Here is a 14771-nt window from a genome sequence, read left to right as displayed (position 1 = left end):
TCCTCGTCCAGGCCGTCGAGCGTGCCCTGGGTCACGACGATGCCGTCGCGCCGGCGGGGCAGGGCGTAGGCGGTCCGCTCGGCCGAGGGGACGACCCACGCCGCGGTGCCCTGCACCTGGCGCAGCTCGGCCACGGCGGCGAGCGTGCGCAGCTGGCGGCGCAGCTCCCGGCGTTGCGTGCTCAGACGCGCTGCCGCGTACCCCAGCAGCACGACCGTGACGGCGGCGGGGACGAGGAGAAGCAGGTAGGTCGGGAGCACCTGCGTCGTCCATCCCGGTACCGACGCGAAGGGGTTGGCCGCCGTGAGGCAGCGCCGGCACACCGTGCCGGCGGCACCCGGAAGGCCGGGGCCGGCGACCGTCCACGCGAGCAGCGGTCCGACGCTGAGCAGCCCCAGCACCCACAGCACCGCCGAGGAGGCCCACAACGCCATGCCCCACCGGGGGTGTGCGCTCAGCGCCGGGGCCAGCCGACCGAGAAGGACCGGACCCGCGGTGGCCCCGACCAGAAGGAGCGTCGTCAGCGCTGCGGCGGCGGTCAACGCCGTCACGACGTCGTCGCCCCGACGGTGCCCGGGCCGGTTCCGCCGTCGGAGAGAAGGCTGCGCAGGAGCGCGACGTCACCCTCGGACATCGACTCGACGAAGTGCAGCAGGGAGGCCTGGCGGTCGGTGCTGGAGGTCAGGGCCTCCGTCATGAGGCCGGCGACGTACTCGCCGCGGTCGTGCAGCGGGCGGTACGCCCAAGTTCGGCCGGCCGGCACGCGCTCCACCAGCCCCTTCCTGGTGAGGTTGTTCAGGACGGTGGCGATGGTGGTGTAGGCGAGGGTCTGGGAGGTCTGCTCCAGCACGTCGCGCGTGCACAGCTCGGTCGGGCAGTCCCAGAGGATCTCCATGACCTCCTTCTCGAGCGTGCCGAGCCGGGGGAGGTGCGCCTCAGCCACGCGCCACCGCCGGAAGGGGGCACGCGACCTGGCCGCGCAGCCGCACGAGGAGCGCCGCGGCCGTGAGAGCCAGCCCGGCCGCCGCGAGCACCGGCTGGACAGGGGCGAACCAGGTCAGGGCACCGGTGTAGCCGAGGGTCAGCAGCACGATCTTGTTGCACACCGGGCATCCCACGGCGAACCAGGTCAGGAGCCCGCCCGCCATGCCGGCCCGGCTCGCGCGCTCACCGTCGACCGGAGGGGTCTCGGCCGGCTTCGTCGTCCCGCGGGGGCGGACGTAGGTGGCCACCAGCAGGCCGGCGAGCACGGACGTGAGCACCCACACCGGGTAGCTCCACGGCTCCACGGGAATCTCGCGACCGAAGACGGGGTTCGGGATCAGGACGGTCGGCACGCCGATCGTCACCGCCACCACCACGGTGGCGGCGACGGCGGCCAGGACCTGACGTGCGGACCACATCTGCAGGGCGGCGACGGCGAGCGTTCCGGTGCTGCGGGCGGAGGACGTCAGCCGGCGCAGGCTGGTCGATCGAGCGGTCATGTGTCTACTATGCCGCATAGATCACTACTACGTCAGTTAGTAGCATGGTCCCTCCGTCACAGACGTCCCGCGTGACCGCCACCCCGAACCGATCCGAGAGGCCCGTTCATGCCCTCCTCCTCCACCTCGTCCGCGCGCAGGCCGGCCTGGCTCGTCCCCGTTCTCGTGGCACTCGTGGCCGCTGTCCTCGTCGCCGTCTCGCTGGTGGCTCGCGGCGGGGAGGACTCTGACGCCGGAACGGCCGCGGAGCCGGGCGGCTCGGCGGAGGGCCCGGTCGCCGAGGTCGTGGAGCCCGAGCAGCAGGCGCTGCCGGACATGGCTCGCCGCGACCCGGCCGATCCCATGGCGGCCGGCCCGGTCGACGCCCCCGTGAGCCTCGTCATGTACTCGGACTTCCAGTGCCCGTACTGCGCCATGTGGAGCGAGCAGACGCAGCCGACGATGCTCGAGCGCGCCGAGGCCGGCGACCTGCGCATCGAGTGGCGCGACATCAACGTCTTCGGCGAGGCCTCCCTCACCTCCGCCCGAGCCGCTTACGCCGCTGGCCTGCAGGACCGGTACGTCGAGTACCACGACGCGCTGTTCGAGGGCGGCGAGAAGCGACCGGCCAGCGAGCTCGACGAGGAGTCCCTCATCGAGCTGGCCGGCGAGCTCGGCCTCGACACCGAGCGTTTCGCCACCGACATGCGCTCCGAGGAGACTGCCGCCGCGGTGGCGAAGAACCAGGACGAGGCTGCGTCGCTCGGGGTCTACTCCACCCCCGCCTTCCTCCTCGGCGGCACCCCGATCCTGGGTGCCCAGCCCACCGAGGTCTTCGTCGAGACCCTCGACGACGCGCTGGCCAAGGCGCAGGGCTGAGCGCAGTGGAGCTGACCCTCCTCGCCGCGTTCCTCGGCGGCACGCTCGCACTCCTGAGCCCGTGCGGGGCGCTCCTGCTGCCCGCGTTCTTCGCCTCGACGGCCGGGGCGGGGGCCCGCCTGCTCGGCCACGGCACCGTCTTCTTCCTCGGCCTGGCCACCCTGCTCGTCCCGCTCGGCCTCGGCGCCTCCCTCGCCGGGTCGCTGGTCACCACGCACCGCGACCTCCTCATCACCGGCGCCGGCTGGCTCATCATCGTCTTCGGCGTCCTCCAGATCTTCGGCATCGGCTTCGACCTGGCCAAGCTGCTGCCCGGCGTCCGGACCGTGCAGACCACCGCCCCCCGGCAGTCCGGCCTGCTGCGGTCCTTCCTGCTCGGCGGCGTCTCCGGCGTCGCGGGGTTCTGCTCGGGACCGATCCTCGGCGCCGTGCTCACCATGGCCGCGACGGAAGAGTCCCTCGTGGTCGCCGGCACGATGCTGGCCGTGTACGGCGCCGGGATGGTGATCCCCCTGCTCGGGCTCGCGGCACTGTGGAACCGCCTCGACGCCGCCGGCCGGGCGCGCCTGCGCGGACGCCAGGTGCAGGTCGGGCGGCTCCGGCTCCACACCACGTCCGTGATCACCGGCGTCGTCCTGGTGGCCGTCGGCATCGTCTTCGTCACCACCAACGGCATGGCAGCCCTGCCCGAGCTCCTGCCGGCCACCCTGCTGGGCAGCCTCCAGACCACGGTGCTGTCCGTGTCCGCCGCGGTGCCGGAGCCCCTTCTCATCGTCGTCGCGGCCCTCGCCGTGCTCGGCGTGTGGGCATGGCGGCGGCGGGGCGGTGGCCGCGCCGCCGCCCCCTCGGGGTCGCCGGCCGCCGAGCGAGACGTCGACGAGGAGGTCGCCTCGTGAGGCCCGCCCGGACCGCTGCGGCCGCCGGTGTGCTCCTCGCCGTGATCGCAGGCTGCGCGACGGAGCCGGAACCGGTCCAGGTCGACCCGACCCCGGTCGCGGTGGACGAGCCCGCAGAAAGCTCCAAGGTCAGCCCGCAGAGCCTGCCGCACCCCCTCGCCCCCTTCGAGGTGGTCGCCACCGGGTGGACCGAGCCACCGCTCGAGCACGATGGGATCTTCCTGGGGATCCGCTCGCCGGAGGAGCCCGAGGACCCGCTGCGGTTCATCGCGACCGACAGCGAGGGCACCGTCCTGTGGGAGGCCGAGCGTCCGCCGTCGTGCACGGGGTTCGCCCTCAGCCGCGTCGGTGACCGTCCCGTCGCCGTCCTGACCGACCTGGAGAGCACCGAGGACGCCGTCGCCCAGACCACCGCGACCGCCTACGACCTCGCCACCGGTGCTCGTCTCTGGGGACCGGTCGACGTCCCCGGCCCCCATCACGGTCCGGGCCTCGTCTTCTCCGCGTCCGCGCCGCGCGCGGCGGTCGGCGAGACCGGGCCACGGGTCGCGCTCGATCCGGCCACCGGTGCCACCGTGGTGGACGAGGCGGACCAGCGCGGTACCGCGGTCGTCGGGGAGTATGACGGCGTGGTCCTGACTAGCGCCGACGGGACTCTCACCGCCACCGGCCCGGACGGTGAGGAGAGGTGGACGCGACCGCTCACCGACGCCGGGATCCCCGACGGGAGCGGCGTGACCTCCGTGGCCGGCGCCCGACCGCCCGAGGGCACCGCCCTGGTCGGGCCGGCCGGTGCCGAGAGCGGGGCGCTCGTCGACCTCACCGACGGCACGGTCCTGGCCACCGACGCGCAGGACGCGCGCCAGGACCCGGCCACCGGCACGGTCGTCACACGTGCCGGTTCGGTCATCACCGGACGTACGGCCGAGGGCACCTCCTGGACGCGTGAGCTCGTCGGTGAGGTCAGCCTCGCCGGGGTCGGCGGCGTCCTGGTCTACCTCCGCGTCGGCGACGCCGTCCAGGTGCTCAACGCCGCCACCGGCGAGGACGCCGCCGTCTACGGCGACAGCGCCTCACTCGCCGTGCCTACGCTCTTCTCCGCCGACGGCGCCGCCGTCGTGCCACTCAATGAGCTACTGCTTGTCACCACGCAACCAGTCGGGGGCGAGTAGACAAATGCTCCATGGCTCGTCGGTGCAGATTCTGTCGCCGCCCCGAGCTCGTTGGGCCCGGTCCTACCGGGACATCGGCAAGAGCGGCACCCCTACCGCCGGTCGGCGCGTTGGAGCGGCTCCACCGACGTGGAGAGTTGCGCCGGCGGGCGTGACGCCGGCCGGTCCACCGTCGCTGGCATGGGCGGGCAGCGGATTCCATATCCGATGCAACGGGTGAACCTGCAGGTCAGGACGGTCGTGGTCACGTCGTGGTCACGCTCTAACCGTGCCTGGCCGCCTCATCTGCGCTCGACGGTGAGTGGATGCGCCGGACACGCCGCCGTGCGGCGCCCTCCTCCATGTCGAAGAGAGCGACCAGCGTCTCGGCGGTGAGCGGTCGGCCGTGCCTGGCGCACGCTTCGGCGAGCCACCGCCAGCCGGCCTCGTCCTCGAGGTGCCGAGCGGGCCAATGCATTGCCTGCCGCATCCTCTGCCGCAGCCTGGGGTCGAAGTAGAGCTCTGCCGCGACCGGCGTTGACATCGGAAGGATCAGGCAGAAACCGCACAAGAAGACGATCGGAAACCAGAACGGCACGGGCTCTGGCACGTCAACCGTGCAGCCCCACACGACGCCGGGCAGGACCGACGTGACGACCAGTGCGACGTTCCGTCGCCACGCAGCACGCCAGGACCGGTCACGCGACACCGTCGCCTCGACCAGCAGCGTCGTCATCCCGATGACCGTGGCAGTGGGCAGCAGCCACCCGAGCGGCCCATCGAGGAGTCGGTCGTAGGCGCCGTACGCGATGTAGACGTGGGCCGGGTATGCGAGTAGGCCGAGCGCCGCTACCAGCGCGGCTAGTACGACAACGGTGCGGGGGCCGGCAGGAAGGATCATCTAAGTCTCCAGGAACGAGACCGACCCGACGCAACGCGGGTCAGTCCCGCGGTCGCTTGTCATGGGCAGCGAAAGACTATCCGGTGCTCCGGCACGCGGTGCGCAGTGAGTACACCGGCGCGGGACGTCGACCACTCGGCCCCCGCGTGCGCGCGCGTTGGGCACTGCACCAACCGCACCAACCGGTACTCACGCGAGTGCCCAACCACCGCTCAGTCCGTATGCATCTCGGGCTTCACGGATCGCGTCTCGGACGCCCACCGGTGCGCCAGACCGATCGACGAAGAACCCCTGGGTGTGGTGCTCGAGGCGGTCACCATTGATGGCCTTCGCGCAGGACTTCCTCGCGGTGCAGGGAAATTACGCGAGCCTCTGTGCTCAGCGAGGGATGAACCAGAACACTGCCAAGGGGTGGGTGCGCGCCTGCCGGGCGGCGGGGTGGCTCGCCCCCGGTAGGCCGGGGCGCGCGGGTGCTGCAGAACCGGGGCCACTGCTGATCGAGATGGAGAAGAGGGCGAAGAGTTGAACGGGAGCGTCTACAAGAGGTGCTCGTGCCCTTCGAATGGGGGGCAGGGCGCGCGGCGGGTGGCATGCCGGAAGGACCACGGCACGTGGTACTACGTCCTCGATCTTGGGCCCGGACCTGGCGCCGACGGCACCTGGCGGCGCCGCCGGCAGAGCAAGAAGGGCGGGTTCCGGACGAAGAAGGAGGCGGAGGTTGCGCTGGCTCAGGCTGCCGCGTCCAAGGCCGATGGCACCCTCGCGTACGACCAGAGCCTGACGGTTGGGCGGTACCTCGAGACGTGGCTCGAGCAGAAGGTCGCCGCGGGACTCAAGCCGACGACGGCCCGGTCGTACCGGCAGCACATTGACGACTACCTCGTGCCGCTTTTCGGGCATCGGCGGCTCAGGGACCTTGGGCCGGGGGAGGTGGAGGTCGCTCTGAGTGGGCTCGTGCAGGACGGAGGGAAGCGTGGCCGGCCTGTCTCGCCGTCGACGGTGCAGCGAATCCGGGCGACGCTGCGGTCAGCTCTCGCCTCGGCGAAGCGGAAGCGGCTGGTGGCAACGAACGCTGCTCAGGACCTCGAGCTGCCTGCTGCGCGGCGCCCGCGAGTGTCGCCGTGGGAGCCGGACGAGCTGGGCGCGTTCCTGGAGGTCGCTGCACAGGATTCGCTGGGTGCTCTCTTCGAGGTGATCGCCTTTACCGGGCTCAGGCGTGGCGAGGCACTCGGCTTGCGCTGGGCGGACATCGACGTCAAGAGTCGGCGGCTGGTCGTCCGCCGCCAGGTCGTTGGCCTGCCGTCGCCGGAGCCGTGTCCGTTCTGCGGGGCGGTGCACAAGGGCCGGCAGTTCGGCTCACCCAAGACGGAGGGGCGCGAGGGAGGGGTGATCGAGCTCGCGACGCGAACGCTCGAGGCGCTGGAGGCGCACGGGCTCGTCCAGGACCTCGACCGTGCAGAGTGGGGAACCGCCTACTCCGATCACGACCTGGTGTTCGCCCGGCCCAACGGCGAACCGCTGGCCCCGGATGCGGTCACCAAGGCGTTCACCGCCCTGGCGGAGAAGGCCGGCCTTCGCCCTGTACGGCTTCACGACCTCAGGCACGGCGCGGCGTCTCTCATGCTGGCCGACGGAGTGGACATCGCCGTGGTCTCGAAGGTCCTTGGACACTCGAGCATCGCGATCACCGTCGACACCTACGCCCACCTGCTGCCCGGCGTCGGACGTGACGCTGCGGAGCGGGCCGCGAGCCGCGTCCGGCGACCCGTACGTGACCACTCCGTGACCACTCGGCCCAACATGAGGTCTCTCAAGGCGTCGACTTACGGTGAAACCGCAGGTCAGGAGGTGGGCCCCGTGGGGATCGAACCCACAACCCGCGGATTAAAAGTCCGCTGCTCTGCCGATTGAGCTAGAGGCCCCGGGGCGCGCGCCCCGGCCGCCCGACGAGGGGCGACGGTGGGACACGTTACCGGCACACCACGGGCCGCCGCGGTCACAGGGTCGCGTCCTGGACTGCACTGTCGCGCTCCACGCGGGTAGCGTCGGGGCACGAACCGGCCGGTAGGTCACCGCCCGGAGCACGCCCCGCGAGGGGGGAGGGAGCAGGGGTCATGAGCGAACGACGTTTCCGCAGGCCGGCGATGCTCGACCCGGCCCAGGCCGAGCTCATCGAGGGTGACGAGGACCCGGCACTCAGGTCCGAGGTCGCCCACACCTCCGCCCAGGCCCTCGTCCGCGGAGGACGGGAGGGCGCCGAGGACGCCGAGCTCGTCCGGCGCCTCGTCCAGCTCGTCGACACCGAGGGCCTCGACGCCATCGCCGCGCTGTGGTCGCGCAGCCCGCACACCACCCTGCCTGGCACGCTGTGGCGCCTGTACCTCCTGCGCGAGTGGGTCCGCCGCGACCCCGCCGCGATCGCCGACCGCTACCGCCTCGGCCTCGAGCGGGCCGAGGTCGCCGGGGCCGTCGCCGGGGTGGCCGAGCCGCCCGGCCCCGACGAGGTCAGCGACGTCTGCGACAAGGTCCTCTCCGGTCTCTTCGACGGCGACCTCGCCGTCGCGCTCGAGCGGGCCGCGGCGTTCCTGCGGGTCCTTGCCACCGGCTCGGCCATGCACGCGGACTGGATCGAGGAGGACGACGACGACCTCGCCTTCCGGGTGACGCGGCGGGCGGGCGCGCTGCTCACCACCGCCGAGGAGTTCGAGGAGGCGGCGGGTCTCTACCGCGCCGGCCGGCTCGACTGATCCTGTGCCGAAAGTCCTTGCCTCGCCGCCCGAATAGGTGATACTGCCAGTACCGGCAACGAGGGCGGGGAGGCAGACATGACTGCGACGAGGCAGTCCGACGACGTACGCGCGTCCGGGACCCACAAGGTCACCGAGCGCGAGGCGCGGCAGGTGGCCGAGGCCGCCCGCGAGAGCGGCTGGACCCAGCCCTCCTTCGCGAAGGAGCTCTACCTCGGGCGCTTCCGGCCCGATCTCATCACGCCCCACCCCCGGCCCGAGCCCGAGCTCGCGGCCCGAGGGGACGCCTACCTGGCGCGGCTCACCGAGTTCCTGCGCACGGTGGACGCCCAGGCGATCGAGCGTGACGCCCGCATCCCGGACGAGGTGGTCGCCGGGCTCGCCGCCATCGGCACGTTCGGGATCAAGATCCCCGCCGAGTACGGCGGCCTGGGGCTCGGGCAGGTGCACTACAACCGCGCCCTCGTGCTCATCGGCACGGTCAACCCCTCCCTCGGCGCGCTGATCTCGGCGCACCAGTCGATCGGTGTGCCGGAGCCGGTGAAGCAGTTCGGCACGGACGCGCAGAAGCGCGCCTACCTGCCGCGCTGCGCCGCCGGCGCGATCTCGGCGTTCCTGCTCACCGAGCCCGACGTCGGCTCCGACCCTGCCCGCCTGCACACCACCGCCACGCCCACCGAGGACGGCGACTACGTCCTCGACGGCGTCAAGCTCTGGTCCACCAACGGCGTGGTCGCCGAGCTCCTCGTGGTCATGGCACGCGTCCCCGCGTCCGAGGGGCACCGCGGCGGCATCACCGCGTTCGTCGTCGAGGCGGACACGCCCGGCATCACGGTGGAGCGCCGCAACGCCTTCATGGGCCTGCGCGGCCTGGAGAACGGGGTGACCAGGTTCGACCAGGTGCGGGTGCCGGGCGCGAACGTGCTCGGTCGGGAGGGGCAGGGTCTCAAGATCGCCCTGACGACGCTCAACACCGGGCGGCTGTCCATCCCGGCCCTGTGCGTCGGAGCCTCGAAGTGGTCGCTGAAGATCGCCCGCGAGTGGGCCGGCGCACGGGTCCAGTGGGGCAGGCCGGTCGGGCGGCACGCCGCCGTGGCCCACAAGATCGCCTTCATGGCGACGGCGACGTACGCCCAGGAGGCCGTCGTCGAGCTCGCCGGGCACCTGGCGGACGCCGGCCGCACCGACATCCGGATCGAGGCGGCTCTCGCCAAGCTCTTCGCGTCCGAACGGGCGTGGCAGGTGGCCGACGAGCTCGTCCAGATCCGCGGCGGCCGCGGCTACGAGACGGCGGAGTCCCTCGCCGCCCGGGGCGAGCGGGCGGTCCCGGTGGAGCAGGTGCTCCGCGACCTGCGCATCAACCGCATCTTCGAGGGCTCGTCAGAGATCATGCACCTGCTCATCGCGCGCGAGGCGGTCGACGCCCACCTCGCGGTGGCGGGGGACATCATCGATCCCGACGTCGACCTCGCCGGCAAGGCGCGGGCGGCCGGCCGGGCCGGGGCCTTCTACGCGACGTGGCTCCCGCAGCTGCTCACCGGTCCCGGCATGGTGCCGACGTCGTACGCCGAGCACGGCCCGCTGGCCACCCACCTGCGGTTCGTCGAGCGCAGCTCGCGCAAGCTGGCCCGCGCCACCTTCTACGGCATGGCCCGCTGGCAGGGCGGGCTCGAGAAGCGCCAGGGCTTCCTCGGGCGCGTGGTCGACATCGGGGCGGAGCTCTTCGCCATGGCGGCGATGTGCGTCCGCGCCCAGATGCAGCTCGAGGACGACGACGCCGCCACCGGCCGCGCCGCCGTGCGGCTCGCCGACGCCGCCTGCCGGCGCTCGCGGCTGACGGTCGAGCGTCTCTTCGACGCGCTGTGGACGAACACCGACGCCGCCGACGAGGTGCTGGCGAAGGAGGTCCTCGACGGCGAGCACCTCTGGGCCGAGGCGGGCATCATCGACCTCTCCGAGGGGACCGGCCCGTGGATCGCCGACGCGACGCCCGGGCCCGCCCGCGCGGCCGACGTCTCCCGCCGCATGCTTCCGTCCACGAGAGGGGCGAGCGTCCCGGGCAGGCCCTGACCACCCTCTGTCGGGAGGACGTGCACCCGATACGTCCCTGTCGGCGGTGAGCAAGAGCTCCCGTGCCGAGCAAGCGCGTCTCAACGCGGTTGCTCGGCACGGAACCGCTTGCTCGGCACGGGACTCCGGAGAGGGATGCCCAGGCGGACGCGCTCGGCGGCCGCGTTCCGGAGGCGCCAAGATAGAGCGCATGGCACACGGGGACGCGACGGTCATCGGCACGGACCGACTGGAGGGTGCGACGGTGGCGCAGGTGCTCGCCCTCGCCGACGCCGTCGCCGCGGCGGACGGCGTGGCGGCGCTGTCGGAGCAGACGCTGCTCGACCTCCGCAGCCCCGTCCGGCCGGTGCGCCACCTGCTCGTCGGCGACCCGACCGCGCAGGCCGGCGCCGTGCCCGCCGGGTACGCCCAGGTCGACGCCGAGGGCGCGAGCGCCGAGCTGGCGGTCCATCCCGAGCACAGGGGCCGGGGCGTCGGACGGGCGCTCCTCGACGCCGTGCGCGCGCACGCGCCGGGCGTGGCGGTCTGGGCGCACGGCGACCTGCCGGGCGCCCGCGCGCTGGCCGCCGCGGCCGGCATGGAGCGCGTGCGTGAGCTGCTCCAGATGGCCGTGGACCTGCCCGAGTGGAGGCGCGGCCGGGCGGGCGCGTCGGGCGGGGGGAGCGCCGGGCCCGCCGGCTCACCGGCAGCCGCGACGTCTCCCGCCCCGGACGTCCGCACGTTCCGGGTGGGCGCGGACGAGGAGGCCTGGGTGCGGCTCAACGCCCGCGCCTTCGCCGACCACCCCGAGCAGGGCCGCATGAGCGTCGCGGACCTGCGCGCGCGTGAGGCCGAGGACTGGTTCGACCCCACCCTGCTGTGGCTCGTGCCCGCGGCGGACAGCCGTGACCTGCTCGCGTCCATGTGGGTCAAGGCCGTCCCGGGGGAGGACTCGGGGGAGATCTACGCCCTCGGCGTCGACCCGGCCGCGCAGGGCCGCGGCCTCGGCTCGGCGCTCACCGTCCGGGCGCTGGACGAGATGTCGCGGCGCGGGCTGCGGCGCGCCACCCTGTACGTCGAGGGCGACAACACCGCGGCCCGCCGCACGTACGAGAAGCAAGGGTTCCGGTGCGTCGCCACCGACGTCCAGTACCGGTGAGGCGGCTGCCGGACGCGGGCCGCCCGGCCGCCGTCACCCGCCGGACACCTTCCGGTGTCACCATTTCATCCATGAGCAACACCGAGGAGATCGACGTGGACGACGAGCAGAGCCGGGACGACGCCCTGGTGGGCGAGAGCGTGACCGACCACTTCTCGGACGGCGCGTCCGGCCACGTCGGTGACCCCGTGCCGGCGGGCGCGCCCGTCAGCAGCCTCGCCGCCCAGCTGGCCGATGAGGACGGCCTCGACGGCCTGGAGGACGACGACGAGCTCGCGCGCCTCGAGGACGACGACGAGGACGAGCTCGCCGCCCAGGCACGTGCCATGGCCCGGGTACTCTCCGGCGTCTCGGCCTCCTCGGCGTCGCTGACCCGCCAGGTCGAGGAGGCCGAGGCGGAGGCCGCTGAGGAGGACCTCCCGCCGTGGGAGGCGGACCTTCCGGAGGGCCGCTTCGCCGACCGCGAGCTCAGCTGGCTCGCCTTCAACGAGCGCGTGCTGGAGCAGGCGGAGGACCAGGACGTGCCGATCCTGGAGCGCGCCTGGTTCCTGGCGATCTTCGCCTCGAACCTCGACGAGTTCTACATGGTCCGCGTGGCCGGCCTGAAGCGCCGCATCGCCACCGGCATGGCGGTGACGGCGGCCTCCGGGCTCTCACCCCGCCAGGTGCTCGACGCCCTCTCGCACCGGGCCAAGGAGCTCGCCGACCGCCACGCGCGGGTCTTCGCCGAGGACGTCCAGCCCAAGCTCGCGGACGAGGGCATCCACCTGCTCCACTGGGACGAGCTCAGCGAGAGCGAGCAGGAGCGCCTGCACAAGTTCTTCCGCAAGCAGATCTTCCCGGTGCTCACCCCGCTGGCGGTGGACCCGGCGCACCCGTTCCCCTACATCTCCGGGCTCTCCCTCAACCTCGCCGTGCTCGTGCGCAACCCCAACACGGGCAAGGAGCACTTCGCCCGGGTGAAGGTCCCGCCGCTGCTGCCGCGCTTCATCGCCGTCGACTCCGAGGGACGGCCGTACCGGCCCGAGGACGTCCCGGCCGACGCCGGCGGGCGCACGTCGTTCGTCCCGCTCGAGGAGATCATCGCCCACCACCTCGACACGCTGTTCCCGGGGATGGAGATCGTCGAGCACCACACCTTCCGCGTCACCCGCAACGAGGACGTCGAGGTCGAGGAGGACGACGCCGAGAACCTCCTCAAGGCGCTGGAGAAGGAGCTCATGCGGCGCCGCTTCGGGCCGGCCGTGCGCCTGGAGGTGGCCGAGGGCATCAGCCCGCACGTCCTCGACCTGCTCAAGCGCGAGCTCGGGGTGGTCGACCAGGAAGTGTTCCACCTGGCCGCGCCGCTGGACCTGACGGGCCTGAACGTCATCCACGACCTCGACCGGCCCGCCCTGAAGTACCCGAAGTTCGTGCCGGTGACCGCCCAGGGGCTCGCCGAGGTCGAGTCCGCCAGCCCGACCGACTTCTTCGCCGCGATCCGCGAGCGGGACATCCTCCTGCACCACCCGTACGACTCGTTCTCGACGTCGGTGCAGCAGTTCATCTCCCAGGCGGCGGCGGACCCGCGGGTGCTCGCCATCAAGCAGACCCTGTACCGCACCTCCGGCGACTCCCCGATCGTGGACGCCCTCATCGACGCCGCGAGGGCGGGCAAGCAGGTCCTGGCGATCGTCGAGATCAAGGCCCGGTTCGACGAGGCCGCCAACATCACCTGGGCGCGCAAGCTCGAGCAGGCGGGCGTGCACGTGGTGTACGGGATCGTCGGCCTGAAGACCCACGCCAAGCTCTGCCTGGTGGTCCGGCAGGAGCAGGAGGGGCTGCGCCGCTACTGCCACGTCGGCACGGGCAACTACCACCCCAAGACGGCCCGCGGCTACGAGGACCTCGGCCTGCTGACCTGCGACCGGGACGTCGGCCAGGACCTCACCCGGCTGTTCAACCAGCTCTCCGGCTACGCGCCGCGCACCCGGTTCCACCGGCTGCTCGTCGCGCCGCGCTCGGTCCGCAGCGGCCTGATCGAGCGGATCGAGCGGGAGATCGTCAACCACCGCGAGGGCCGGCCCGCGTGGGTGAAGTTCAAGATGAACTCCATCGTCGACGAGAAGATCATCGACGCGCTGTACCGGGCCAGCCAGGCCGGGGTGCCGGTCGACATCGTGGTGCGGGGCATCTGCGCGCTGCGCGCCGGGGTGCCGGGGCTGAGCGAGAACATCAGGGTCCGGTCCATCCTTGGCCGCTTCCTCGAGCACGCGCGCATCTTCGCCTTCGGCAACGCCGGGGACCCCGAGGTCTGGATCGGCTCCGCGGACCTCATGCACCGCAACCTCGACCGCCGCGTCGAGGCCCTGATCCGGATCGCGGACCAGGGGCAGATCGACTTCCTCGTCCAGCTCCTCGAGACCTCCATGGCCGAGACCACCTCCACCTGGCACCTGGAGCGGGACGGGTGGCACCGCGTGAGCCACGGGCCCGACGGTGAGCGGCTCGAGGACATCCAGGAGATGCTCATGGCGCGGGCACGGCGTCGCGTGGTGGCCTCCCGGTGACGAGCCGGCCCGACGTCCAGGCCGCCGGCGCGGTCGTGTGGCGGGTCCGCAACCGCAAGCTCGAGGTGCTCCTCGTCCACCGTCCCCGGTACGACGACTGGGCGTGGCCCAAGGGCAAGCTCGAGCCGGGGGAGACCCTGGTCGAGTGCGCGGCCCGCGAGGTCGCGGAGGAGACCGGCGTCCACGCGGCGCTCGGCCAGCCGCTGCCCACGGTGCGCCATCGCCTCGAGGACGGCCGGACCAAGGTCACGCGCTACTGGGCGGCGCAGGAGCTGTACGAGGAGTCGCAGAGCCGCAACGGCCGCGGGGACGTCGCCCCGGCGCGGCTCTCCGAGATCGACGGCGTCCGCTGGGTCGACGCGGGCCAGGCGGCCAAGGTGCTCACCTACCCCCACGACCGCGACCCGCTGTGGGCCCTCCTGGACCAGTGGAAGGACGAGCGCCTGCGGACGTGGACCATGATCGTGGTCCGGCACGCGCGCGCCCGGAAGCGCTCCGCCTGGAAGGGCGGCGAGGCGACGCGCCCGCTCACCCCTGCCGGTCAGGTCCAGGCCGCGAACCTCGTGCCGCTGCTGACGGCCTACGGCGTGGAGGAGGTCATGACCTCCCCCTGGGAGCGCTGCGCCGCGACGGTGCGCCCCTACCTCGAGGCCACGGGCATCGGCGCCGAGCTGCGGCCCGAGCTGACCGAGGCCGCGCACGAGAAGAAGCCGAAGCCCGTCAAGGAGCTCGTCCGCCGAGAGCTGACCACCCGGGACGTGCCGGTCGCCATCTGCACCCACCGGCCGGTGCTCCCCACCGTCGTGGCGCAGATCGCCGAGCGGTCCCCCCACCGCATCATGAAGCAGGTCCCGGAGTCGGACCCGTGGCTGCGCACGGCGGAGATCCTCGTGGTCCACGTGGCGAAGCGGCCGGGGCGCAGCGCCGTCGTCGCAGCCCTCGAGAAGCACCGCGCACCGTCCTGACGGTGCGCGCAG

At 72.8% G+C, this 14771-nt stretch carries 11 protein-coding genes, 1 tRNA gene and 2 pseudogenes; 9 read left to right on the top strand and 5 right to left on the bottom strand.

The annotated features are described in order from the left end of the window. The 3 genes and pseudogenes from ABD774_RS08350 to ABD774_RS08340 all read right to left on the bottom strand — a co-directional run. Positions 1-551, bottom strand: a pseudogene (locus tag ABD774_RS08350) (M56 family metallopeptidase); the annotation flags it as partial. Then, complete coding sequence (locus ABD774_RS08345; RefSeq protein ID WP_345039754.1) at positions 548-943, bottom strand: BlaI/MecI/CopY family transcriptional regulator; 396 nt, start codon at positions 941-943, stop codon at positions 548-550. The gene ABD774_RS08345 and the pseudogene ABD774_RS08350, both read right to left, overlap by 4 nt. Further along, positions 936-1484, bottom strand: coding sequence for a hypothetical protein (locus tag ABD774_RS08340; RefSeq protein ID WP_345039752.1), 549 nt, complete (start codon positions 1482-1484; stop codon positions 936-938). The genes ABD774_RS08345 and ABD774_RS08340 overlap by 8 nt, the downstream gene beginning before the upstream one ends. Positions 1485-1592: 108 nt before the next feature. On the opposite strand from ABD774_RS08340, the gene ABD774_RS08335 reads away from it, so the two are divergent. Genes ABD774_RS08335 through ABD774_RS08325 form a run of 3 tightly spaced genes read left to right on the top strand, consistent with a single transcriptional unit; the run spans position 1593 to position 4410 of the window. Then, entirely contained in the window at positions 1593-2342 is a 750-nt protein-coding gene (locus ABD774_RS08335) for a DsbA family protein (RefSeq protein ID WP_345039750.1), read from the top strand. A 5-nt stretch (positions 2343-2347) separates the two neighbouring features. Next, positions 2348-3238: a cytochrome c biogenesis CcdA family protein gene (locus ABD774_RS08330; RefSeq protein WP_345039748.1), complete on the top strand. Its 891-nt coding sequence runs from the start codon at positions 2348-2350 to the stop codon at positions 3236-3238. Further along, entirely contained in the window at positions 3235-4410 is a 1176-nt protein-coding gene (locus tag ABD774_RS08325) for a hypothetical protein (RefSeq protein ID WP_345039747.1), read from the top strand. The genes ABD774_RS08330 and ABD774_RS08325 overlap by 4 nt, the downstream gene beginning before the upstream one ends. A 262-nt stretch (positions 4411-4672) precedes the next feature. On the opposite strand, the gene ABD774_RS08320 is transcribed toward ABD774_RS08325, so the two are convergent. After that, positions 4673-5290 carry a hypothetical protein gene (locus tag ABD774_RS08320; protein ID WP_345039744.1) on the bottom strand — a complete coding sequence of 206 codons (618 nt, stop codon included), beginning with the start codon at positions 5288-5290 and terminating at the stop codon, positions 4673-4675. Positions 5291-5875: 585 nt separating this feature from the next. Between ABD774_RS08320 and ABD774_RS21680 the strand changes: the two are divergent. Further along, a pseudogene (locus tag ABD774_RS21680) lies at positions 5876-6940 on the top strand (tyrosine-type recombinase/integrase); the annotation flags it as partial. A gap of 199 nt (positions 6941-7139) precedes the next feature. On the opposite strand, the gene ABD774_RS08315 reads toward ABD774_RS21680, so the two are convergent. Beyond that, positions 7140-7212 (bottom strand) — tRNA-Lys (locus tag ABD774_RS08315). Between the two features lie 192 nt (positions 7213-7404). Here ABD774_RS08315 and ABD774_RS08310 point away from each other — a divergent pair. From ABD774_RS08310 to ABD774_RS08290, 5 genes are all read left to right on the top strand, one after another. Continuing rightward, entirely contained in the window at positions 7405-8037 is a 633-nt protein-coding gene (locus tag ABD774_RS08310) for a hypothetical protein (RefSeq protein ID WP_345039742.1), read from the top strand. Between the two features lie 78 nt (positions 8038-8115). Then, the gene (locus ABD774_RS08305) at positions 8116-10107 is read left to right on the top strand and encodes an acyl-CoA dehydrogenase family protein (protein ID WP_345039740.1); all 1992 of its coding nucleotides are present in this window, start codon (positions 8116-8118) and stop codon (positions 10105-10107) included. Between the two features lie 190 nt (positions 10108-10297). Beyond that, positions 10298-11245: a mycothiol synthase gene (gene mshD, locus ABD774_RS08300; protein WP_345039738.1), complete on the top strand. Its 948-nt coding sequence runs from the start codon at positions 10298-10300 to the stop codon at positions 11243-11245. 71 nt (positions 11246-11316) lie between these two features. After that, complete coding sequence (locus tag ABD774_RS08295; protein ID WP_345039735.1) at positions 11317-13794, top strand: RNA degradosome polyphosphate kinase; 2478 nt, start codon at positions 11317-11319, stop codon at positions 13792-13794. Then, the gene (locus ABD774_RS08290; RefSeq protein WP_345039733.1) at positions 13791-14759 is read left to right on the top strand and encodes an NUDIX hydrolase; all 969 of its coding nucleotides are present in this window, start codon (positions 13791-13793) and stop codon (positions 14757-14759) included. The genes ABD774_RS08295 and ABD774_RS08290 overlap by 4 nt, the downstream gene beginning before the upstream one ends. Positions 14760-14771 lie beyond the last annotated feature (12 nt).

This window comes from Georgenia daeguensis, from assembly GCF_039537705.1.
In the GTDB taxonomy this organism is placed as follows: Bacteria; Actinomycetota; Actinomycetes; order Actinomycetales; family Actinomycetaceae; genus Georgenia; species Georgenia daeguensis.
Note: the sequence above shows the minus strand (reverse complement) of the source record. Positions and strands in the feature narration are given on the sequence as shown.